This window comes from Curtobacterium sp. MCBD17_019 (genome assembly GCF_003234555.1).
Classification (GTDB): Bacteria; Actinomycetota; Actinomycetes; order Actinomycetales; family Microbacteriaceae; genus Curtobacterium.
Map to the genome: position 1 here is coordinate 13774 of NZ_QKTT01000009.1, position 21425 is coordinate 35198.

General features: G+C 72.3%; 21 protein-coding genes and 1 tRNA gene. 15 read left to right on the top strand and 7 right to left on the bottom strand.

Annotated elements, in window-relative coordinates; translation table 11 throughout:
* Window positions 1-93: 93 nt before the first annotated feature.
* Entirely contained in the window at window positions 94-630 is a 537-nt protein-coding gene (locus tag DEI82_RS09820; RefSeq protein ID WP_146242882.1) for a hypothetical protein, read from the bottom strand.
* A 241-nt stretch (window positions 631-871) separates the two neighbouring features.
* Here DEI82_RS09820 and DEI82_RS09825 point away from each other — a divergent pair, with 241 nt between their 5' ends.
* From DEI82_RS09825 to rlmB, 4 genes are all read left to right on the top strand, one after another.
* Window positions 872-1354, top strand: a complete 483-nt coding sequence (locus DEI82_RS09825; RefSeq protein ID WP_111010518.1) for a CarD family transcriptional regulator — start codon at window positions 872-874, stop codon at window positions 1352-1354.
* A 64-nt stretch (window positions 1355-1418) separates the two neighbouring features.
* Complete coding sequence (gene ispD, locus DEI82_RS09830) at window positions 1419-2675, top strand: 2-C-methyl-D-erythritol 4-phosphate cytidylyltransferase (protein ID WP_258372035.1); 1257 nt, start codon at window positions 1419-1421, stop codon at window positions 2673-2675.
* Window positions 2676-2710: 35 nt separating this feature from the next.
* A complete protein-coding gene (cysS, locus tag DEI82_RS09835) occupies window positions 2711-4126 on the top strand; it encodes a cysteine--tRNA ligase (protein ID WP_111036657.1) in 1416 nt (471 codons plus the stop codon).
* Window positions 4123-5136, top strand: a complete 1014-nt coding sequence (rlmB, locus tag DEI82_RS09840; RefSeq protein ID WP_111013088.1) for a 23S rRNA (guanosine(2251)-2'-O)-methyltransferase RlmB — start codon at window positions 4123-4125, stop codon at window positions 5134-5136. The genes cysS and rlmB overlap by 4 nt, the downstream gene beginning before the upstream one ends.
* 15 nt (window positions 5137-5151) lie before the next feature.
* On the opposite strand, the gene DEI82_RS09845 is transcribed toward rlmB, so the two are convergent.
* The 3 genes from DEI82_RS09845 to DEI82_RS09855 all read right to left on the bottom strand — a co-directional run bounded on the left by DEI82_RS09845 (window position 5152) and on the right by DEI82_RS09855 (window position 8592).
* The gene (locus DEI82_RS09845; RefSeq protein ID WP_258372027.1) at window positions 5152-6027 is read right to left on the bottom strand and encodes a potassium channel family protein; all 876 of its coding nucleotides are present in this window, start codon (window positions 6025-6027) and stop codon (window positions 5152-5154) included.
* A gap of 64 nt (window positions 6028-6091) precedes the next feature.
* Window positions 6092-7375: a DUF4032 domain-containing protein gene (locus DEI82_RS09850; protein WP_111010515.1), complete on the bottom strand. Its 1284-nt coding sequence runs from the start codon at window positions 7373-7375 to the stop codon at window positions 6092-6094.
* 116 nt (window positions 7376-7491) lie between these two features.
* Window positions 7492-8592: an ABC transporter ATP-binding protein gene (locus tag DEI82_RS09855; RefSeq protein ID WP_111013089.1), complete on the bottom strand. Its 1101-nt coding sequence runs from the start codon at window positions 8590-8592 to the stop codon at window positions 7492-7494.
* Window positions 8593-8864: 272 nt separating this feature from the next.
* Between DEI82_RS09855 and DEI82_RS09860 the strand changes: the two genes are divergently transcribed.
* Both DEI82_RS09860 and DEI82_RS09865 read left to right on the top strand, forming a co-directional pair.
* Window positions 8865-9881 (top strand): thioredoxin domain-containing protein, encoded by a 1017-nt coding sequence (locus DEI82_RS09860; RefSeq protein WP_181435172.1) that lies wholly within the window; start codon window positions 8865-8867, stop codon window positions 9879-9881.
* 163 nt (window positions 9882-10044) lie between these two features.
* Window positions 10045-10983, top strand: coding sequence for a 2-deoxy-5-keto-D-gluconate 6-phosphate aldolase domain-containing protein (locus tag DEI82_RS09865; RefSeq protein ID WP_111036659.1), 939 nt, complete (start codon window positions 10045-10047; stop codon window positions 10981-10983).
* Window positions 10984-11014: 31 nt separating this feature from the next.
* Here DEI82_RS09865 and DEI82_RS09870 read toward each other — a convergent pair whose 3' ends face one another.
* Window positions 11015-11710, bottom strand: a complete 696-nt coding sequence (locus DEI82_RS09870; RefSeq protein WP_111010511.1) for an NAD(P)H-hydrate epimerase — start codon at window positions 11708-11710, stop codon at window positions 11015-11017.
* Window positions 11711-11750: 40 nt separating this feature from the next.
* Between DEI82_RS09870 and DEI82_RS09875 the strand changes: the two genes are divergently transcribed.
* From DEI82_RS09875 to DEI82_RS09885, 3 genes are all read left to right on the top strand, one after another.
* Window positions 11751-12560 carry an alpha/beta fold hydrolase gene (locus DEI82_RS09875; protein ID WP_111010510.1) on the top strand — a complete coding sequence of 270 codons (810 nt, stop codon included), beginning with the start codon at window positions 11751-11753 and terminating at the stop codon, window positions 12558-12560.
* Window positions 12561-12570: 10 nt separating this feature from the next.
* The gene (locus DEI82_RS09880; RefSeq protein ID WP_111013094.1) at window positions 12571-13602 is read left to right on the top strand and encodes an aldo/keto reductase; all 1032 of its coding nucleotides are present in this window, start codon (window positions 12571-12573) and stop codon (window positions 13600-13602) included.
* 230 nt (window positions 13603-13832) lie between these two features.
* Window positions 13833-15707 (top strand): hypothetical protein, encoded by a 1875-nt coding sequence (locus DEI82_RS09885; RefSeq protein WP_111036660.1) that lies wholly within the window; start codon window positions 13833-13835, stop codon window positions 15705-15707.
* Window positions 15708-15745: 38 nt separating this feature from the next.
* On the opposite strand, the gene DEI82_RS09890 is transcribed toward DEI82_RS09885, so the two are convergent.
* Window positions 15746-15818 (bottom strand) — tRNA-Thr (locus DEI82_RS09890).
* 44 nt (window positions 15819-15862) lie between these two features.
* Window positions 15863-16267 carry a peptide-methionine (R)-S-oxide reductase MsrB gene (gene msrB, locus DEI82_RS09895; protein ID WP_111010507.1) on the bottom strand — a complete coding sequence of 135 codons (405 nt, stop codon included), beginning with the start codon at window positions 16265-16267 and terminating at the stop codon, window positions 15863-15865.
* 58 nt (window positions 16268-16325) lie between these two features.
* On the opposite strand from msrB, the gene DEI82_RS09900 reads away from it, so the two are divergent.
* The 6 genes from DEI82_RS09900 (at window position 16326) to groL (ending at window position 21361) form a co-directional block, all read left to right on the top strand.
* The gene (locus tag DEI82_RS09900) at window positions 16326-16823 is read left to right on the top strand and encodes a GNAT family N-acetyltransferase (protein WP_111026293.1); all 498 of its coding nucleotides are present in this window, start codon (window positions 16326-16328) and stop codon (window positions 16821-16823) included.
* Window positions 16810-17997, top strand: coding sequence for a DUF2332 family protein (locus tag DEI82_RS09905; protein ID WP_111036661.1), 1188 nt, complete (start codon window positions 16810-16812; stop codon window positions 17995-17997). Before DEI82_RS09900 ends, DEI82_RS09905 begins: the two co-directional genes overlap by 14 nt.
* Window positions 17998-18105: 108 nt before the next feature.
* Window positions 18106-18408 (top strand): DUF3263 domain-containing protein, encoded by a 303-nt coding sequence (locus DEI82_RS09910; protein ID WP_111010504.1) that lies wholly within the window; start codon window positions 18106-18108, stop codon window positions 18406-18408.
* Window positions 18405-18965 (top strand): LytR C-terminal domain-containing protein, encoded by a 561-nt coding sequence (locus DEI82_RS09915; RefSeq protein ID WP_111026291.1) that lies wholly within the window; start codon window positions 18405-18407, stop codon window positions 18963-18965. The genes DEI82_RS09910 and DEI82_RS09915 overlap by 4 nt, the downstream gene beginning before the upstream one ends.
* A gap of 283 nt (window positions 18966-19248) precedes the next feature.
* A complete protein-coding gene (locus DEI82_RS09920) occupies window positions 19249-19452 on the top strand; it encodes a cold-shock protein (protein WP_111010502.1) in 204 nt (67 codons plus the stop codon).
* Window positions 19453-19741: 289 nt separating this feature from the next.
* Window positions 19742-21361: a chaperonin GroEL gene (groL, locus tag DEI82_RS09925; RefSeq protein WP_111010501.1), complete on the top strand. Its 1620-nt coding sequence runs from the start codon at window positions 19742-19744 to the stop codon at window positions 21359-21361.
* Window positions 21362-21425: the final 64 nt, after the last annotated feature.

Below are 21425 nucleotides of genomic sequence, written 5' to 3' on the forward strand. Positions count from 1 at the left end.
GGTCCGATCCGATCCCCGTTCGGCGGGGCGGACGACGCGGCGCCCCCGACCCGGAGGTCGGAGGCGCCGTCGGTGCTGCGGGACGTCGGACCGTCAGCCGACCGGCGTGGCCGTCGAGGTCGGCGTCGGCGTGAGGGTGGGGGTCTGCGACTGCTGCGGGGTGGGCAGGAGCGTGCGGTACTCCTCCATCGCGCCGTTCAGCACGGGGACCGAGATCGACTTGCCCGAGGCGCCGGAGTAGGTGAAGTAGACGCGGGCCAGCGAGCCGGCCTTCGAGTCGAGCTTCGGGAACACGACCTCCTGCGCGGTGGGGCTCGTGCTGCCGAGGTCCACCGAGGAGTTGCCCGGGATGACGACGGTCACGGACTGCCCCGCGTGGTCCTTCGGCTCGATCGTCACGGTGCGCTTGCTGTCCGCGTTGTTCACGAGCGACGCGACGAGCCGTGCCCGCTTGCCGTTCTTGGTGAGGAGGAGGGCGTTGCGCACGTCGACGGCACCGACGGAGGTGCTCACGCCGTCACTCGCGTTGTACCCCTTGGTGGTGCCGGCCTCGGTGAGGAACTCGCAGCCGGCGGTCCCGACGGCGATGGACGCCGCCACGGCGATGGACACGAGAACCCGAGCTCTCACACTTTCCTCCAGGAGTCACGATGCTTGACCGGTGGGACAGCCGTCATGGACGCATCCGAGCTTGGCGCGGTGCGGCTGGGGCCGCTGTCAGCGACCCGCGCGACACCGGATCGCAGCGGGCCCACGGCGACCCGCCCCATCCTAGCGATGGGCGGGGGCACTGCCCGTGCAGCCCCACCGGCCGCCCATTACTCGACAAATGCTTGTGGTAAACTGAAGGTCTCGGAACGGAGCTCAACACATGCAATTCGAGGTCGGCGAAACCGTCGTCTACCCCCACCACGGGGCGGCAACCATCTCTGAAGTCAAGACGCGGATCATCAAGGGCGAGGAGAAGGTCTACCTCAAGCTGCGTGTCACCCAGGGTGACCTGACGATCGAGGTGCCGGCGGACAACGTCGACCTCGTCGGTGTCCGTGACGTCATCGGCAAAGAGGGCCTGGACCGCGTGTTCGAGGTCCTGCGCGCCCCGTTCACCGAGGAGCCGACGAACTGGTCGCGCCGGTACAAGGCGAACCTCGAGAAGCTCGCCTCGGGTGACGTCATCAAGGTCTCCGAGGTCGTCCGCGACCTCTGGCGCCGCGACCAGGACCGCGGTCTCTCCGCCGGCGAGAAGCGCATGCTCGCCAAGGCCCGTCAGATCCTGATCTCCGAGCTCGCCCTCGCCGAGAAGACCGACGAGGACCAGGCCTCGACCGTCCTCGACGAGGTCCTCGCCTCCTGACGCATCCGTGACCCACCGGTCACCCACAACGGCGCCGACGTCCCATGACGTCGGCGCCGTCGCCGTGCGCGCGGTCGTCGTGGTCGCGGCGGGTTCGGGGACCCGGCTCGGGTTCGGCGTCCCGAAGGCGTTCGTGCCGGTCGCCGGCCGTCGGATGCTCGAGCGGGCGCTCGAACCGCTGTTCACGCTCGCCGAGCCCACGTTCGTCGTGGTCGTCGCTCCCGTCGAGCGGCTCGACGAGTGCCGTGCCCTCGTCGCCGACGTCGCCGGACCGGCGGTCGGCCACACGGCGGTCGTGCCGGGAGGCCCCGATCGCCACGCGTCCGTCGAGGCCGGCCTGGCAGCCCTGCCGGACTCCGTCGCCTCGGTGCTCGTCCACGACGCCGCCCGGTGCCTCACCCCGGCCGACCAGGTCGAGCGGGTGTTCCAGGCCGTGCGGACCACGGGCGCGGGGGTCGTCCCGGCGCTCCCGGTGACGGACACCGTGAAGCGCGTCGACGTCCTCGGTCCCGATGACGGCGCCGTCGTCGTCGAGACCGTGGACCGAGCCGCACTGGTCGGTGTGCAGACGCCCCAGGGGTTCCCGCTCGACGCACTCCGGGCCGCGTACGCGTCCGCCGCTCGCTCCGAGACCGACGACGCCGGGGTGTTCCAGGCCGCGGGCGGCGTGGTGCACGTGGTGGCGGGTGACGCGGACGCCTTCAAGATCACGACCGCCTGGGACCTCCGTCGCGCGGAGGCCGTGGTCGCCGACCGCGGGGCGGACCGGTGGCCGTCGGGTCCGCCTGGTCCGGGCCTCCCGGCCGGGGTGCCGGTCGCCACACGCGTCGGGCTCGGTGTCGACGTCCATGCGTTCGACGCCGCGGTGCCGTGCCGGGTCGGGCTGCTCGCGTTCCCGGATGAGCCCGGACTCGCGGGCCACAGCGATGGGGACGCCGTCGCGCACGCGGTGTGCGACGCCCTGTTGTCCGCCGCCGGGCTCGGGGACATCGGCGGCCGGTTCGGGACCGATGATCCCCGCTACGCCGGCGCGTCGGGGACCGTGTTCCTGCAGGGGGCGGTGGCGCTCCTGGCCGAGGCCGGTTGGGTGCCGACGAGCGTCAGCGTGCAGGTCATCGGGAACCGACCGCGGATCGGTGCCCGGCGCGAGGAGATGCAGGACGCACTCGCGGCGGTCGTCGGTGTGCCGGTCGCGGTGTCCGGGACGACCACCGACGGCCTCGGGTTCACGGGCCGGGGCGAGGGGCTCGCCGCCATCGCCACAGCGCTCGTGCACAGGGCGACGGGTGCCGACACCGTCCACACGGCGGCCGTCGACTGAGTCACGCGGACGGACGACCCCATAGTCTTGAGGCCGTGACCGTTCGCCTGTACGACTCCCGCGCGGGGGAGGTCGTCCCCTTCACGCCGCTGACCGACGGCCACGTGGGCATGTACGTCTGCGGTCCGACGGTGCAGTCCTCCCCGCACATCGGGCACCTCCGTTCGGCGCTGGTCTACGACCTCTGGCGGCGGTGGCTCGTGCACCGTGGGTACGAGGTCACGCTCGTCCGGAACGTCACGGACATCGACGACAAGATCCTCGACCTCGCGGCCGGGTCCGGCGAGGAGTGGTGGGCCCGCGCCTACCGGTTCGAGCTCGAGTTCGCGGCCGGCTACCGGGCGCTCGGGATCCTCCCCCCGACATATGAACCGCGGGCCACCGCGAGCGTGTCCGAGATGCAGGCGATCATCACGCGCCTGGTCGAGCGCGGGCACGCCTACCCCGCGGCGGACGACTCGGGCGACGTCTACTTCGACACGGCGAGCTGGCCGGACTACGGAGCGCTGACGCACCAGCGTCGCGACGACATGGTGGACGCCACCGATGCCGATCCCCGGGGCAAGCGCGACCCGCGTGACTTCGCCCTCTGGAAGGGCACGAAGGCGGGGGAGCCCAGATCCGCGTCCTGGCCGTCCCCGTGGGGTGCGGGGCGACCGGGTTGGCACATCGAGTGCTCCGCGATGTCCCGGCGGTACCTGGGTGCGGCGTTCGACATCCACGGGGGCGGCCTCGACCTGCGCTTCCCGCACCACGAGAACGAGCTCGCGCAGTCGACGGCGGCCGGTGACGCCTTCGCCACCCACTGGCTGCACAACGGCCTCGTCACGGTCGACGGCCAGAAGATGTCGAAGTCGCTCGGCAACTCGATCTTCGCGGCGGACTTCCTCGCGGCCGCGCGCCCCGTCGTGGTGCGGTACTTCCTGGCGTCGGCGCACTACCGCTCGACGATCGACCACCACGAGGGCTCCCTCGCCGAGGCCGAGGCGGCGTTCGAGCGCATCGCCGGGTTCCTGTCGCGCGCTCGCCGGCGCCTCGTGGACGAGCCCGTGCGCGTGGCCGCCGTCGTCCCCGACGCGTTCGCCGCAGCGATGGACGACGACCTCGCCGTTCCGCAGGCCCTCGCGGTGCTCCACGAGACGGTCCGGGCCGGCAACGCCGCGCTCGACGCCGACGACATCGCCGCGCTCGGCGCCGCCCACCAGCAGGTTACGGCCATGGTCGAGGTGCTCGGGATCGACCCGCTCGCCGACACCTGGTCCGCCGGCCCCGAGGCCTCGGACCGCGCCGCCGGTCCGCTCGCCCAACTCGTCGAGCGGCTCGTCGCCGAGCGCACCACTGCCCGTGCCGCCCGCGACTTCGCCACGGCGGACCGCGTGCGCGACGACCTCGCCGCCGCGGGCATCACGATCGAGGACACCCCCTCCGGAACCCATTGGAGCATCGCGTGAAGAACACCTCCGGCAAGCGCAAGGGCCGTCCGGGCGCCGTCCGCTCCGGCCGCACCGGCAACAAGCAGGTCGGTTCGGGCGGGCAGGGGCGCCAGGCGCTCGAGGGGCGTGGCCCCACCCCGAAGGCCGAGGACCGGCCGTACCACCCCGCGGGCAAGCGCAAGGCCGCGCAGGAACGGCTCGAGACCGCCCGTCAGCGGCACGGTGCGTCGAGCGCGCCGCAGCCCCGCGCCTCCCGGCCGGCACCGCGGCGGTCAGGTGACGAGTCGGAGCTCGTGACGGGGCGCAACTCCGTGCTCGAGGCGCTCCGCGCGCGGATCCCGGCGAGCACCCTCTACGTCGCCGCCCGGATCGAGGTCGACGACCGCGTCAAGGAGATCCTGGCGCTCGCGACGCACCGCGGTGTGCCGGTGCTCGAGGTCATGCGGCCCGAGCTCGACCGCATCTCGGGCCACGACGCGGTGCACCAGGGTGTCGCGCTCAAGGTGCCGCCGTACGAGTACGCCCACGCGGACGACCTCGTCGACGCGGCCGAGCGTCGTGACCAGGTGCCGTTGCTCGTGGCACTCGACGGCGTGACGGACCCCCGGAACCTCGGCGCGATCATCCGCTCCACGGCTGCGTTCGGCGGCCACGGTGTCATCGTGCCGCAGCGCCGTTCGGTCGGCGTCACGGCCTCGGCGTGGAAGACCTCGGCCGGTGCCGCGGCGCGCATCCCCGTGGCGATGGCGCCGAACCTCACGCAGACGCTCAAGGCCCTGCAGCAGCGCGGGCTGTTCGTGCTCGGACTCGACGGTGACGGCGACGTGCAGCTCGACGAACTCGAACTCGCCGACCGGCCGATCGTCATCGTCGTCGGGAGCGAGGGCAAGGGCCTGTCGCGGCTCGTCACGGACACGTGCGACGCCGTCGTGTCGATCCCGATCTCGAGCGCCACGGAGTCGCTCAACGCCGGGATCGCCGCGAGCGTCACCCTGTGGGAGGTCGCCCGGCGCCGTCGACGGGCCTGACGCTCGGATCCGTCGTCACCGGGACTGCGCTGGAGGCGTCGTCCGCGGGGTCGGTGCGGGTGCGGCTGCGGCGGGTGCCGTTGCTGCTGGTGTCGGTGCGGCTGCGGCGGGTGCCGTTGCTGCTGGTGTGGCTGCGGAGGCCACTCCCGCGGTCGGTGCGGTCCGAGCGTCCGCGAGTTCGGCGCGCAGCGCGCGGATCTCGGCGGCGAGCTCGCGGACCTGCCGCTGGGTCACCGCCTGGCTCTCCTCGTCGCGCCGTCCGACCTGGTCGATGATCCAGCTCGCCAGGGTCGCCGTGACGACACCGATGAGCGCGATGCCGCCGATCATCACGGCGGCCGCGATCAACCGGCCCTCGGGCGTCACCGGCACGACGTCCCCGTAGCCCACCGTGGTCATCGTGACGAGCGCCCACCAGATCGCGGCGCCGAAGTCCGTGATCGTCGCGTGCGGGGCGTGGCGCTCGACGTCGAGCATCGCCAGTGCCGCGACGAACACGAGCAGCGCGGTCGTCACCGTCACGTAGATGATGACGCGGCCCCGGACCGCCGTGCCGGTGGTGCGTTGCAGGACCCGGAACAGCTGCACGAGGCGGAGGAGCCGCAGCGGGCGGAGCGTCGGGAGGGCGATCGCCGCGAGGTCGAGCAGGTGGCGGCGGAACCACCGGCCGCGGTGCTCCGCGAGGACGAGCATGACGACGTAGTCGACCGCGAACATCACCCAGGTGGCGTTGATGACGAGATCCGACGGCAGGGCGGCTGCGCCGTGCAGGTCCGCGAGCACCTGGACGGCGAACGCCACGAGGAACGCCACGGCGGCGACCGTGAGCGGCCACTGGCTCATGCGCTGCCAGCGGGCCTGGTCCCACACGCGCTGTTCCTCGGACGTCACGGTCCGACCGTATCGTCGGTGTCGTCGCCCGCGAGCCGGTGTCGTCACCGGTGCACCGCAGCCGTCAGACGTTCGCCCGCCAGTCCTCGTCCTCGTCCTCGTCCTCGAGGGGCAGCGCGATCGAGTTCGTCGGCGGGTCGATGAGCATGCGCTCGTCGCGGCGGTGCCGCAGCACGTCGTTCATGTAGGCCGTGGTGGCCTCGGGCAGCGACACCGACCGCTGCTCCTGCTGCGCCATGTACCAGCGGTGCTCGAGGAGCTCGTGGAACACCTCGGCGGGTTCGAGCCGCCCGCGGAGCTCCCGGGGGATCGCCCGGACCACGGGTTCGAAGACGCGGGACACCCACTCGTGCGCGACCATCTCCTCGTCGAGTTCGTCGCGGCCGTTGCGGGCACGGTAGGCGTCGAGGTCGTTGAGGAGCCGCCGTGCCTGGTTCTCGCCGGCGTCGATGCCGGTGAGCCGGAGCAGCCGCCGCTGGTGGTGGCCAGCGTCCACGACCTTCGGCTGGATACGGACCTGCTGGCCGCCCTCGGTCGTGCGGATCGCGAGTTCCTCGATGTCGAACCCGAGGTCGTTGAGGCGCTCGACGCGGCTGTTGATGCGCCAGCGCTCCGAGGCGTCGAACTCCTCGGACCCGGTCAGTTCCTTCCACAGCGTCCGGTACTGGGCCACGATGCCGTCGGACACCGTGACCGGGTCCGCGTTCTCGTCGAGGCGACCGCCGGCCTCCAGGTCGAGGAGCTCGCCGGCGATGTTGACGCGCGCGATCTCGAGGTCGTTCTCACGCTGCCCGTTCGACAGGCCGCCGGGGTAGAGCTTGCCCGTCTCGGCGTCGACGAGGTACGCGGCGAACGCACCGGCGTCGCGGCGGAAGAGGGTGTTCGAGAGCGACACGTCGCCCCAGAAGAAACCGATGATGTGCAGCCGCACCAGGAGGACCGCCAGGGCGTCGACGAGGCGCGTCGCGGTGTCCGGCCGCAGCGTCTGCGAGTAGAGCGCGCGGTACGGGAGCGAGAACCGGAGGTGCCGGGTCACGAGGACCGGCTGCAGGGCCTCCCCGTCGCGTCCCACGCGGTTCGTGATGACGGCGACCGGGTCCACGCACGGGACGTCCATGCGCTGGAGCGTCCGGAGCATGTCGTACTCACTGCGGGCGAGCTCCTCGCTCGTCTCCTTGACCGCCACGACGTAGCCGCTGAGGTGCACGAACCGCACGAGGTGTCGCGAGATGCCCTTCGGCAGCGCGGCGATCGTGTCGTCGGGCCAGGCGTCGAGCGGGAGGTCCCACGGCAGGTCGAGCAGGCCAGGGTCGACGGTGGCGGCGGTGATGGACATCGAGTCGGGCACGAGGGGGTCGCTTTCGGTGGTGCAGGGTGCGGACGGTACGGTCTGGCCGAACGCCGGGAGCCTGCCGGCCCGCCTTCGTGGGGCGGTCCGGCAGGCTCCCGGTGGTGTCGGTCCGATCAGGCGCTGACGACGGCCTTGTCGCCGAGGCGCTCGCCCGACTCGGTGTCGAACACGTGCACGCGGCCCGGCTGGGCCGTGATGTATACGGTGTCGCCCGCGAAGGGGTGGTGACGGCCGTCGACGCGTGCGACGACGTCGACGCGGCTCCCGGCGGCCTCGCTGTGGCCGTACAGGTAGCCGTCGGCGCCGAGCTCCTCGACGACGTCGACCTGGACCGGCAGGCCCTCGCCCGACTGCGAGACGACGACGTCCTCGGGGCGAACCCCGATGGTGACGTTCGACGACTTGGCGTTGCTGAGGACGTCGCGGTCGACCGCGGCGACCGACGTGCCGAAGCGCACGCCACCGTCGGCGATGTCCGCCGGCAGGAGGTTCATGGCCGGCGAGCCGATGAACCCGGCGACGAACACGTTGTTCGGCTTCTCGTACAGGTCGCGCGGGGTGCCGACCTGCTGGAGGATGCCGTCCTTGAGGACCGCGATGCGGTCGCCCATGGTCAGGGCCTCGGTCTGGTCGTGCGTGACGTAGACGGTCGTGACCCCGAGCCGACGCTGGAGCGACGCGATCTGCGTGCGGGTCTGGACGCGGAGCTTGGCGTCGAGGTTCGACAGCGGCTCGTCCATGAGGAACACCTGGGGTTGACGGACGATCGCGCGGCCCATCGCGACGCGCTGCCGCTGACCACCCGAGAGCGCCTTCGGCTTGCGCGAGAGGTACTGCTCGAGGTCGAGGAGCTTGGCCGCCTCGAGGACGCGGGTCGCGCGCTCCTCCTTGCCGACGCCGGCGATCTTGAGCGCGAAGCCCATGTTCTCGGCGACGGTCATGTGCGGGTACAGCGCGTAGTTCTGGAAGACCATCGCGATGTCGCGGTCCTTCGGCGGGATGTCGGTGACGTCGCGGTCACCGATGAGGATCCGGCCGTCGTTCACTTCTTCCAGGCCCGCGAGCATGCGGAGGGAGGTCGACTTGCCACAGCCCGACGGGCCGACGAGGACGAGGAACTCGCCGTCCGCGATGTCGAGGTCGAGGCCGTCGACGGCGGGGCGGTTGCCTCCGGGGTAGAGACGGGTTGCCTTGTCGTAGGTGACGGACGCCATGATGCGTTCTTGCTCCTTCACCGGCAGGTACGTGCCGGACGATCCGTAGTGAGGAACGGTGACCCTGAGGCCCCCGGATGGGCGACATCGACCATCGAGGGACATACAACACGGTTTCGCACGTCGGCGCCAGTGGCGCGGCCGTCGATGGGCCTCCCGACCACGGTCTCCCAGCCCACGCAAGTACACTTCCCAGGTCCGTCCGGGCGGTGCGGGAGGTACCGCGGACGACAGGAGGGCCGGAGGGGCCGGCCCGATCACGGAGGACCGGTATGACGAATCGTCCCGAGGGCGACGAGCGCGCCACGCGGAACGAGCGCCGCGCGGCTGCGAGGATCCGAGCACAACAGGCCAGGGCCCGCCAGAAGCGACGCCAGCGCGGTGTGCGCATCGGGCTGCAGGCGGGCCTCGTCGTCGTCCTCATCGCGATCGTCGCGGTCGTGTCGATCGTGCTCGTCCGCTCGGTGCAGCCGGCCGGTCCGGGGCCCGCGCACATGGCGGGCGGCGGCATCACCATCGGGCAGGGGCTGCGCGCGGTCGGAGCGGGGCGCGGTGACGCCGGCGGCGCGGGGCGTGCCACGTCGAGTGCGTCGGCGTCCGCCGGTTCGAGCGGCACCGCATCGGCGACGCCGAGTGCTTCGGGGACCGGGGACGCCTCGGGTGCGGTCGACGTCGCGGGCACCGTCCACATCACGATGTACATCGACTACCTCTGCCCGATCTGTGGCCAGTTCGAGCACGAGAACAACGCGTACATCCGGGGCCTCGTGACGTCCGGTGCCGCGACCGTCGAGATCCACCCCATCGCGATCCTGACGAACCGATCGCAGGGCACGAAGTACTCGCTCCGTGCGGCGAACGCGGCGGCCTGTGTGGCGAACTCGTCGCCCGACCAGTTCTTCGCCGTGAACCAGGCGCTGTACGCCGAGCAGCCCGAGGAGAACACGAAGGGCCTCGACGACGCACAGCTCCGACACCTCGTGGCGGGCGTGCACGGGATCCGGCACCTCGACGCCATCGAGCGGTGCATCGACACCCAGCGCTACGCCGCGTGGGTGGACGCGCGGACGAACGACGTCCTCACCCACGGGGTGCCCGGCACCGGGCTCCGGCAGCTCACCGGCACGCCGACGATCTTCGTGAACGGCAAGCGGTACGACTACAGCCTGCCGTTCACGAACGCCGAGTTCCGGACCTTCGTCGTGACCGCCGCGGGCAGCACGTACGCGTCCGGCGACGAGACGCCGGCGCCGACCCCGACTCCGACCGCGACGTCCTCGGCCGGCTGACCCGACCCGCGGGCGGGCGAGCCGATCCGCGGGCGGGCGAGCCGACCCGCGGGCGGGCGGGCCGACCCGCGGCCGGTCGCGCCGACCCTCGGGCGGCTGCCAGGGCGACGGCGTTCGATCGGTGGGGGCGGGCCTCCCGGGCCGCGCCCGGAGGGAGCGCCACATGTCCACGTTCGACGACCGACCGCAGCTCGACGCGGAGCATCCCGTGTTCATCCTGGCGATGGACCACCGGGACTCGCTCGCCAAGCACACCTACCGGATCGCGTCCGGACAGCCCGACGACGAGGACGACATCCAGCGGATCCGGGACGGCAAGATGCTCGTCTACCGGGGGCTGCTCGACGCCCTGACCCGCGGAGCCGACCGAGAGCGCACCGGCGTGCTCGTCGACGAACGCTACGGCGCCGAGGTCGCACGGGCGGCCAAGGCCGCGGGACTCCAGCTCGCGATGCCGATCGAGGCGTCGGGCCACGACTTCTTCACGTTCGAGTACGGCGACGGGGACGACGGGCTGTGGATGCAGCACGTCGAGGAGTTCGACCCCGACCACGTCAAGGTCCTCGTCCGCGACAACCCGGACCTCGACGCCGACGAACGACGCGGGCAGGCCGAACGGCTCGCCGGCGTGACGAGCACCCTGCGCGACGCGGGCCGGTCGTTCCTGCTCGAACTGCTCGTCCCCGGCACGGACGAGCAGAAGGCGTCGGTCGAGGACTACGACCGGGACCTGCGCCCGTCGCTCACCGTCGACGTCATCGGGTTCCTGCAGGAGCACGGCGTGGAGCCGGACATCTGGAAGATCGAGGGCCTCGACCGCCGCGAGGACGCCGAGCGGGTCGTCGCCGCCACGAAGCAGGGCGGCCGGGACAGCGTGCAGTGCGTCATCCTCGGTCGGGACGCCTCGGAGGACGCGCTCGACCACTGGCTCTCGGTGGCCGCACCACTCGACGGGTTCGTCGGCTTCGCGATCGGCCGGAGCATCTGGGAGCAGCCGCTCGGCGACGTCCTGGACCGCGGCCTCGCCGAGGAGGACGCCCAGGACCTCATCGCCGTCACGTACCTGCGGTTCGTCGAGGCGTACCGGGAGGCGCGGGGCTGAGTCCCCCGGGGCGGGTGCGCTCCCGGTCGGGTCAGGTCCGGACGAGCGGCTCCACCGCGGCGAGGTCCGCGCCGATGCCGACGTCGACGAGCACGACGCGTCCCGCGAGGGCCCGCCCCGGACCGCGCAGCAGTCCCGCCTTGACGCCGCCGAACGTGACGGTCACGTCGGCCTCGAGCACGTGGTCGTCAGCGACCGCGCCCGTGTCGGGGTCGATGCCGCTCGGGACGTCCACGGCGACGACGGACGGAGCGCGCTGGTCCCGCGCGAGGTCCCGGATGACGCCCACGGCCTCCCGTGCGGGCGAGCGGAGTGCCGTCGAGCTCGTCCGTCCGATGCCGAGCACGGCGTCGAGCACGAGGTCGGCCCGCAGCGCCGCCGCCCGCACCGTCTCGTCGTCGTCCGGGTGCTCGAGGAGGACCGCGCCGGCCTGCTGCGCGGCCGCCGCCCCCGCCTCGTGCACGCGCGACCCGAGGCACAGCACCTCGACGCGGTGACCGCGTGCGGCGAGCGCCGCACCGGCGAACAACGCGTCGCCGCCGTTGTCGCCGCTGCCGACGAGCAGGAGCACGGTGCGCTCGCCGTCGCCGGGGACGACCGCGGGGTCGCCGAGCAGCTCGTCGACCACGTCGGCGAGTCCGGCGGCGGCCCGCTGCATGAGCGGCTCGCCCGCGGCGAGGTGCGGCGCCTCGGCCGCCCGGATCTGGTCTGCGCCGTAGCCGTCCATGCCGCCACGATGCCACGTCGTCGGTAGCCTGGTCCGCGCCATGTCGCTCGTTCCCGAAGCCCCCCGTCCACGCGTCGTCGTCTCGCCGGACGGTCTCGACATCGCCACGTACGACCACGGCGACCCGGACGCCCCCGCGGTGGTCGCCGTGCACGGGTTCGCGTCCTCCGGGCTCCTCAACTGGCACGCGTCGGGCTGGACCCGTGACCTCACGCGCGCCGGCCACCGCGTCGTCGTCGTCGACTTGCGCGGGCACGGCCGCAGCAGCAAGCCGCACCGGCCGCAGGAGTACTCGATGGACCTCCTCGTCGCCGACGTCACCGCGGTCGTCGACGCCTACCTGCTCGACGACGTCGCGTACCTCGGGTACTCGCTCGGGGCACGCGTCGGATGGCACACCGCGGACCGGATCCCCGACCGGATCAGCCGAGCGGTCCTCGGGGGCATCCCGGACGCGGACCCGATGCGACGGGTCCGGGTCGACCAGGCGCGGGCGTTCATCGAGCATGGCGAGCCCGTCGAGGACCGCGTGACGAACGCCTACCTGACCATGGCCTCCGGTGTCCCGGGCAACGACCTCCGTGCGCTCGTCGCGATGGTCGAGGGGATGCGGGACAGCGTCGAGCCCAGACCGGACAACGCGCCGACGCAGCCGTTGCTCCTGGCGGCGGGGAGCGAGGACGGCATCCTCGCGGCGTCGCAGCGCCTCGCGGCCGCGGCGCCGCGTGCCGAGTTCGTCGAGATCCCGGGCCGGAACCACTTCAACGCGCCGACCTCGCGGGCGTTCCGGGAGGCCGCGATCGCGTTCCTGCAGCGCACCCGCGCGGACGCGGAGGCCACCCAGGGCTAGCGTCCACGACATGGACTACAGACTCCTCGGTAACAGCGGTGCCGCCGTGTCGTCGTTGACGCTCGGCACCATGACGTTCGGCAGTGAAGCCGACGAACCCACCTCACGCACGATCCTCGACGCATTCGTCGAGGCCGGCGGTACCTTCATCGACACGGCGGACGTCTACTCGGGCAACGAGTCCGAGCGGATCATCGGTCGCTGGCTCGCAGACCACCCGACCGAGGCGCAGCAGGTCGTCATCGCCACGAAGGGCCGGTTCCCCCAGGGCGACGGCCCGAACGACGTCGGCCTCTCGCGCCGCCACCTGACGCGGGCGCTCGACGCGTCCCTCGAGCGGCTCGGTGTCGACTACATCGACCTGTACCAGATGCACGCGTGGGACGCCCTGACGCCGATCGAGGAGACCCTCCGGTTCCTCGACGACGCCGTGTCCGCCGGCAAGATCGGCGCGTACGGGTTCTCGAACTACCTCGGCTACCAGATCACGAAGGCGGTCTACGAGGCGAAGGCGAACCACTGGGCTCCGCCCGTGACCCTGCAGCCGCAGTACAACCTGCTCGTGCGCGACATCGAGCACGAGATCGTGCCCGCGTGCCTCGACGCGAACATCGGTCTCCTGCCGTGGTCGCCACTCGCCGGCGGGTGGCTGTCCGGCAAGTACCAGCGGGACCAGGCCCCGACGGGTGCGACCCGGCTGGGTGAGAACCCGAAGCGCGGCATGGAGGCGTGGGAGGCGCGGAACGCCGACGAGCGCACGTGGGCCGTCCTCGGGGCGGTCGGCGCGGCCGCGGAGGCCCACGGCACGTCGTACTCGCAGGTCGCGTTGGCCTGGCTGCTCGCGCAGCCGGCCGTCACCTCGGTCATCCTCGGTGCCCGCACGGTGGAGCAGCTGCAGGACAACCTGGCGTCGGCGGACCTCGTGCTGACCCCGGAGGAGCTGACGGCGCTCTCCGAGGCGAGCACGCCCCGCATCGACGACTACCCGTACGGCACCGCCGGTGTGGCGCAGCGCGACCGGAAGCTGACCGGGGGCCGCTGAGCGTCCCCCTCGCTACCAAGAATCCTCACAGGAAGCGGCGCGGCGTGGCTCGGAGACGTTGTCCGACGTTGATCCGCCTGTCATGCTCTCGGCATCGGTGGGCTGGTTACCCGCTGTCGCGCCGGTCGCTCTCCTGATCCGTGACCGGACGCACCACGAGGCCACGCGCGCTCCCCGGGGGCGGTGCGTGGCCTCGTGCCGTGCAGCGTCCACGTCGACCGAGGGGGACCATGCGGAGCGGACGCAGGCGTCCGGCCCGGCTCACCGCGTTGCTCGTGGCGGTCATCGGCGTGCTCGCGCTCGCCGTCGCGGCGGGTGTGGCCGTCAGGTCCGCACGGTCGTCCCACCTCGCGGCGGACGGGTCGTCCGGTGACCGGTTCACGCCGCTGACCCGCGCCCTCGTGTTCCGCGGCGACGTCGGCACACGACCCGTGGCGGTGCCGGTCGCTGGTCGCGCGGGGGTCGCCCCCGCGGCCGATGCCGTCGTCGTCGACGTCCGCGTCACGGCTCCGACGGACGACGGCTGGGTCCGGGTCACGCCGGCGGGGCAGGACGCACCGGTGGCCACACAGCGCGTCACGGCGGGCACGACCGTCACCGGGCTCGCGACGGTCCGTCTCGTCCACGGTCGCCTCCAGGTCGCGCTGTCGGACGGCTCCGCCTCGGTGTCGGTGATCGTGTCGGGGGCCTACACGAGCGCCGCGCAGGGATCGACGTACCAGCCGGTCGACACCACCAGGGCGTTCCGTGGCACGGTCGGCACGCATCCGGTCCGCGTTCCCGTGGCGGACGGCGTCACGGTGCCCAGGGGCGCCACTGCCGTCGTCCTCGAGGCCACCGTGGTGCACCCGACCGCGCCGGGGTCGTTGCGGGTCGGCCCGGCAGGACGCACGAACCGGATCGGCGTCCAGCAGTTCACGCGCGGGGCCGTCGCGGCGAACGCGGTCGTGGCCCAGCTCGACGACGGCGCCCTGTCCGTCGCGGTGTCGGCCGGCTCGGCCACGGTGACCCTCGACGTGCTCGGCGCGTACGCGCGCTCGGACTCCGGGGCCGTGTTCACCCCGATCACGGCCGTCCGGGCGTACACCGGCACGACGACGGGCGCCGCGACGCAGATTCAACTCGCCGGGGGCGCGGGCGTCCCGGGCGACGCGACCGCCGTGCTCGTCACCGCATCGCTCGAACGATCCGGCCCCGCCGGTGCGCTCCGGGTCGCCCCCTACGGCCGGGACGACGGCGGGGTCGCGCTGGCGTTCACCGCGGGCCGAGCCGTGGCGGGACTCGTGCCCGTCGCGCTCCGACAGGCGTCGGTGCAGGCCGTCGCGTCGGGAGGCGCGGCGACCCTCCACCTGGACGTCGCCGGCTACTTCACGGACGGCTCGGCGCCCTCCGGCCTCGGGAACGACGTCTCGTGGCCGCAGTGCCACGGGGCCCTGCCGGCGGGACAGGCGTTCGCGGTGATCGGTGTGAACGACGGGTCCGGCACCACGACGAACCCGTGCCTCGCCGCGCAGCTCGCCTGGGCGCGGGACTCCGCGGGCGGTGCCGCGCAGCCCCGTGCCGCGCTGTACGTCAACACGGCGAACCCGGGCCGCCACGTGCCGGGCGGTGGCTGGCCGACGTCGAACGTCGATCCCGAGGGGGCCAGGGTCACGAGCGTGTACGGCGTGTGCACGCCCGGTTCCGACGGCGTCGCCTGTTCGTACATGGACGGCTGGGACATCGCGGTCCGCGACGTCGTCGACCGGGGCGTGTCCCATCCGGCGGCGTACCGCTGGTGGCTCGACGTCGAGACCGGTGCCACGTGGCGGGACCCCGCCACGAACGTCGCGGTGCTCGACGGCATGACCGATGCGTTCGCCGCCCGGGGGATCGCCGTCGGGCTCTACTCGACCGGGTACCAGTGGGGGATCATCAGTGGCGGGACCACACCGAACAGCGCCCTGGCCTCGGCGCCGAGCTGGATCGCCACGGGTGAGACCCCGCTCGCCCGGGCGAAGGAGGCGTGCGCCGGGCCGGGCCTCGTCGACGGCGGGGTGGCCATGGTGCAGTACGTCGTCGGGGGTGTGGCGAGCGGACTCGACTTCGACTGGTCGTGCCGCTGACACCGCGGCAGACGGACACCGCGGACGCGGCTGATCGGGGCCGGCAGCGGGACTCGAACCCGCAACCCCCGTATTACAAGTACGGTGCGCTACCAATTGCGCCATGCCGGCTGGCCCGCCAAGTGTACCGACGAGCCGAGGTGTCGCGGTGGAGGTCAGTCCGCCGCGGGGGAGAACCCGAGCGAGATCGAGTTCATGCAGTACCGGTCGCCGGTCGGGGTGCCGAAACCGTCCGGGAACACGTGCCCGAGGTGCGAACCGCAGCTCGCGCAGCGGACCTCGGTGCGCACCATGCCGAGCGTGCGGTCCTCGATGAGCTGCACGGCCTCGGGGCGCACCGACTCGTAGAACGACGGCCACCCGCAGCCCGAGTCGAACTTGGTGCCGCTCTTGAACAGCTCCGCACCGCACGCCGCACAGGTGTAGACGCCGGCGCGCTCCTCGTCGAGCAGCTCACCCGTCCACGGGCGCTCGGTCGCGGCCTGCCGCAGCACGGCGTACTGCTGCGGGTCGAGTTCCTCACGCCACTCGGCGTCGGTCTTCTCCACGTTGTATGCCATGGGTTCCTCCTGGTCGTGACCGCACTCGTGACGCGGTCATGTCATTAAACTCGCACCGATGACCGAGCATTCCGTCCACCGTGGCCGGTGGGACGCCCTGACGACGGACGACCTCTACGCCGTCGTCCGCCTGCGCAACCGGGTGTTCGCGCTCGAGCAGCGCGTGACGGCCGAGGACTTCGACGGCCGGGACCGCGAACCGGAGACGGAACACTGGTGGATCCCCGGCGAGGACGGCGTCGCCCGCGCCTACCTGCGCTGCATCCGGCCCGCCGCGGACGAGGTCCAGCCGGCCGTCGACCTGCCCGCGACCCGGGTCATCGGCCGCGTGGCCACGGCCGTCGAGCACCGCGGACAGGGGCTCGCGCGTCGGCTCGTCGACGCCGTGCTCGCCGCCCACCCGGACGAGGCCTTCCTCCTCCACGCGCAGGAGTACGTCGCCGGCCTGTACGCCGCCGCCGGGTTCGTGCCGTTCGGCGAACCCTACGTCGAGGCGGGCATCCGCCACGTGGGGATGTACCGCGCGGCGGCGGTCGGGGACGATGCTGTCCGCTGACGCACCGGGCCGCGCGGAGCCTCCGCACCAGCCGGAGCCGGACGGCCCCGAGGCCACCCGCCGCCGCTACCGCCACCACGCCGAGCGCATGGTGACCGCTTCGCCGACCTCCGCCCGCTGGGCGACATCGATCGCCGAGGACGACGCCGCCGTCGACCTGCTGATCCGTGTCGCCCCGACCAAGCGGCAGCCCGAGCTGCTCTTCGCCGTCGCGCGCCGCCTGGGCGCCGACCCGACCGACCGGGAGGCCCTCCTCCGGCTCGTCCGCGACGCCCCCGACCGGCTGCTCGCCGAGCTGGCCGTGTCCACGACCCAGACGAACGACCCCCGACGCATGGCGCCGGTCGTCCCCGTGCTCGCGGGCATCCCGGGGCCGCTCGCGCTCCTCGAGGTGGGGGTGAGCGCCGGCCTCTGCATCGTCCCGGACCACGCAACCGTCGACGTCGACCGCCTCGACGACACCGTCCGCGTCGCCGAGGCCGCGCGCGAGCCGGAGATCCCGCTCCGGTTCCAGATGCGTCCGGGACCCGCTGCTCCGTCCGACGGGAGGCGCGGTGCGGGCCGGTCCCGTGCCTCCCGGCCGTCGACGGATGACGCCGGGAGCCGGGCCGACGGGACAGGGCCGCGCCGGCCCTCCCGGCTCGACGTGGTGGCGCGGTTCGGGCTCGATCCGGCGCCGATCGACCTGCGGTCCCCCGGGGCGTTCGACCGGCTCGTCGAGTCCGTCCCCGTCGAGGCGACCGACCGTGTCGCGCTCATGCGGCGGGCCGCCGACGCCGTGCGGGCCGACCCGTACACCGCCGTCCGCGGGACCGCCCCGGACGACCTCGACCGCGCGATCGACCTGCTGCCGCGCGGGGCGACGCCCGTCGTGCTCACGCTCGGCACGCTCGTCTACCTGCCGGGCTCGGACCGGCAGCGCGTCGTCGAGCGGCTCCGGGACCGCGGGGTCCGCTGGGTGGCGATGGAGCGGACGGGGTCGCTCCACGACGTCGCCGCGACCCTGCCGCCCGTGGGGGAACTCGCCGAGCGGGGCATCGACCTCGCCGCTCCGTCGGCCTTCGCCACGGTCTCGCTCGACGGGGTCGCCCTGGCGCTCGCCGACGCCCACGGCACGACCGTCACGCCCCTCGGCGCGGACCCGTCCTGGACGCTCGGCACACCGACGGCCTGATCGGTGTCTTTCCGACCTGCCAGGGCCATGCCAGGGTCCGGCGTGGATGCCGCCCTAGCATGACCGGAGGCCAGCCGACCGGCGAGCCATCCGACCAGGAGGACCGACGTGACCGGATCCCGGACCGACTCCGATCTCTCGGAGCTCGCACGGAGCATCCTCACGTTCGAGCACGATCGGGCGCGGCACGACCGGACGAAGGAAGCCGACATCCGCGTCCGCTTCGACATGTCGCCGGCCCGCTACTATCAGGTGCTCAACCGCGTGATCGACTCCCCGGCCGCGCTCGCCTACGATCCGCAGCTCGTGACGCGACTGCAGCGACTGCGCCGGGCACGGACCAGTGCCCGCGCCGCGCGGTCCTTCGCACCGCCTCGCGCCGACCGTGAAGGGCCCGCAGGACAGCCATGACGAGATACCCCCGAGACCGATTCGACGACGTCGCCGACGGCCCGAGGGTCGGGGCACACCGCGGTCTCCCGAGGCGCGGCCGTGGCTGGATCCTGGTGGCCTGGTCCGCGCTCGCCTGCGCGGTGCTCGTCGTGATCGGCATCGTCGTGCTCGAGGTCGCCAACAACAGCACGCAGTTCACCGACCCCGGGACGACCGGGTCGTCCGCGTCCGCGTCGGCCACGAGTGGAGCGTCGTCCTCGTCGACGACGGCCGCGACCGCCGCGCCGAGCGACCAGCCGAAGACCATGACGCTCACGGTGCTCAACGGGACCTCCACCGCCGGACTCGCCGCCACCGGCACCGCGACGCTCGAGAACGCGGGTTGGGTGGTCGCGAGCGACGGCAACGCCGGATCCCAGGACGCCTCGCAGACGATCGTCTACTACCAGACGGACGCCGAGGCGGCGATCGCTCGCGGGATCGTCAAGACGCTCGGCGTCGGAACGGTTGCCAAGTCGTCGGCGTTCCCGAACGCGGCCGTCACCGTGGTGCTCGGCGCCGATTACGCCGGCTGACCCGGGACGGGCGTTCCGCCCCACTCGTCGTGCCGTTTGTTGCACGTTTGTTTCGGGCATGTTGAGTTCCGTCGGCCGGGATGAAGAAGTTGGTCCGCACCTCTTGTCGGCGGCGCGTCCGCCGATACGATCTGGAATTGGTCACCCCAGTGATCCGAGGGCGACACCGTGCCGGTGCCTCCACCGCGAAGACCCGGGTGAGGCAGGTATGCGCTCGGACCCGGCGGTCGCGGACCGGTCGCGCCGTCGTCAGTGGCAATGCAACACCGCAGGGAGCAAGAGAATGGCCAACGGCACCGTCAAGTGGTTCAACGCCGAGAAGGGCTACGGGTTCATCACCGTCGATGGCGGGGGGCAGGACGTCTTCGTCCACTACTCCGCGATCGACATGAACGGCTACAAGGTCCTCGAAGAAGGGCAGGCGGTCACCTTCGACGTCGGCACCGGCTCGAAGGGTCCGCAGGCCGAGTCCGTCCGACCGGCCTGACCTCGGTCGCCGGTCCGCCGGCGACGGTCGTCGACCACCACGCGTCCGAGCGCGTCGTCCCCGACGGGGCGGCGCGCTCGTCGTCGTGTGGAGGGGTCCCCGACGGGGAACCCGGCGGCGGGGTCCGATGTCGGGCGATGGCGGGCCTCCCGGTCCGCGTCCCGGAACGCGGCATGCCGCGTGAGGTCGCTGTGTTGCACTCGACAGGTGCGAGTGCCAGAATCAGTTGGCACTCAGTTGTACCGAGTGCCAAGACCATTGCGACGTCCGGGAGGGACGAGGAACACACATGGCTAAGATCATTGCTTTCGACGAGGAGGCCCGTCGCGGCCTCGAGCGCGGCCTCAACACGCTGGCCGACGCCGTGAAGGTGACGCTCGGCCCGCGCGGCCGCAACGTCGTCCTCGAGAAGAAGTGGGGCGCCCCCACGATCACCAACGACGGTGTCTCCATCGCCAAGGAGATCGAGCTCGACGACCCCTACGAGAAGATCGGCGCCGAGCTGGTCAAGGAGGTCGCCAAGAAGACCGACGACGTTGCGGGTGACGGCACCACCACCGCCACGGTCCTCGCGCAGGCGCTGGTCCGTGAGGGCCTCCGCAACGTCGCCGCCGGCGCCGACCCGATCAGCCTCAAGAAGGGCATCGAGAAGGCCGTCGCGGCCGTCTCCGCCGCGCTCCTCGAGAACGCCAAGGAGATCGAGACCAAGGACCAGATCGCCGCCACGGCGTCGATCTCGGCCGCCGACAGCACGATCGGTGAGCTCATCGCCGAGGCGATCGACAAGGTCGGCAAGGAGGGCGTCGTCACCGTCGAGGAGTCGAACACCTTCGGCACCGAGCTCGAGCTGACCGAGGGCATGCGCTTCGACAAGGGCTACCTGTCCCAGTACTTCGTCACGGACCCGGAGCGCCAGGAGGCCGTCTTCGAGGACCCGTACATCCTCATCGTCAACTCGAAGATCTCGAACATCAAGGACCTGCTCCCGGTGGTCGACAAGGTCATCCAGTCGGGCAAGCAGCTCCTCATCATCGCCGAGGACGTCGACGGCGAGGCCCTGGCCACGCTCGTCGTGAACAAGATCCGCGGCATCTTCAAGTCCGTCGCCGTCAAGGCCCCGGGCTTCGGTGACCGCCGCAAGGCCATGCTGCAGGACATCGCGATCCTCACCGGTGGCCAGGTCATCTCCGAAGAGGTCGGCCTCAGCCTCGAGAACGCGACGCTCGACCTCCTCGGCCGTGCCCGCAAGGTCGTCATCACCAAGGACGAGACCACGATCGTCGAGGGCGCTGGGGACTCCGAGCAGATCGCCGGCCGCGTCCGCCAGATCCGCGGCGAGATCGAGTCGACCGACTCGGACTACGACCGCGAGAAGCTCCAGGAGCGCCTCGCCAAGCTCGCCGGTGGCGTCGCCGTCATCAAGGCCGGTGCCGCGACCGAGGTCGAGCTCAAGGAGCGCAAGCACCGCATCGAGGACGCCGTCCGCAACGCGAAGGCCGCCGTCGAGGAGGGCATCGTCGCCGGTGGTGGTGTCGCCCTCATCCAGGCCGGCAAGACCGCGCTCGAGGGCCTCGAGCTCACGGGTGACGAGGCGACCGGCGCGAACATCGTCCGCGTCGCGATCGATGCGCCGCTCAAGCAGATCGCGCTGAACGCCGGTCTCGAGCCGGGCGTCGTCGCCGCGAAGGTGCGCGAGCTCGAGTCGGGCTGGGGCCTCAACGCCGCGACGGGTGAGTACGTCGACCTCGTCGCCGCGGGCATCATCGACCCGGCGAAGGTCACGCGCTCGGCGCTGCAGAACGCCGCGTCGATCGCCGGCCTCTTCCTCACCACCGAGGCCGTCGTCGCCGACAAGCCCGAGAAGTCGGCGCCGGTTCCGGCCGACCCGACGGGTGGCATGGACTTCTGATCCACGCCTGACGGTTCCGAACGGGCCGCTCTCCTCCGGGAGGGCGGCCCGTTCGCCGTTCCTC

Excerpts from the sequence above, each read along its gene's own strand:
- DEI82_RS09825 (WP_111010518.1), top strand. The coding sequence starts at position 872 with ATGCAATTCGAGGTCGGCGAAACCGTCGTCTACCCCCACCACGGGGCG.
- DEI82_RS09855 (WP_111013089.1), bottom strand. The coding sequence starts at position 8,592 with ATGGCGTCCGTCACCTACGACAAGGCAACCCGTCTCTACCCCGGAGGC.
- DEI82_RS09860 (WP_181435172.1), top strand. The coding sequence starts at position 8,865 with ATGACGAATCGTCCCGAGGGCGACGAGCGCGCCACGCGGAACGAGCGC.
- DEI82_RS09865 (WP_111036659.1), top strand. The coding sequence starts at position 10,045 with ATGTCCACGTTCGACGACCGACCGCAGCTCGACGCGGAGCATCCCGTG.
- DEI82_RS09870 (WP_111010511.1), bottom strand. The coding sequence starts at position 11,710 with ATGGACGGCTACGGCGCAGACCAGATCCGGGCGGCCGAGGCGCCGCAC.
- DEI82_RS09875 (WP_111010510.1), top strand. The coding sequence starts at position 11,751 with ATGTCGCTCGTTCCCGAAGCCCCCCGTCCACGCGTCGTCGTCTCGCCG.
- DEI82_RS09880 (WP_111013094.1), top strand. The coding sequence starts at position 12,571 with ATGGACTACAGACTCCTCGGTAACAGCGGTGCCGCCGTGTCGTCGTTG.
- DEI82_RS09885 (WP_111036660.1), top strand. The coding sequence starts at position 13,833 with ATGCGGAGCGGACGCAGGCGTCCGGCCCGGCTCACCGCGTTGCTCGTG.
- msrB (WP_111010507.1), bottom strand. The coding sequence starts at position 16,267 with ATGGCATACAACGTGGAGAAGACCGACGCCGAGTGGCGTGAGGAACTC.
- DEI82_RS09900 (WP_111026293.1), top strand. The coding sequence starts at position 16,326 with ATGACCGAGCATTCCGTCCACCGTGGCCGGTGGGACGCCCTGACGACG.
- DEI82_RS09905 (WP_111036661.1), top strand. The coding sequence starts at position 16,810 with ATGCTGTCCGCTGACGCACCGGGCCGCGCGGAGCCTCCGCACCAGCCG.
- DEI82_RS09915 (WP_111026291.1), top strand. The coding sequence starts at position 18,405 with ATGACGAGATACCCCCGAGACCGATTCGACGACGTCGCCGACGGCCCG.
- DEI82_RS09920 (WP_111010502.1), top strand. The coding sequence starts at position 19,249 with ATGGCCAACGGCACCGTCAAGTGGTTCAACGCCGAGAAGGGCTACGGG.
- groL (WP_111010501.1), top strand. The coding sequence starts at position 19,742 with ATGGCTAAGATCATTGCTTTCGACGAGGAGGCCCGTCGCGGCCTCGAG.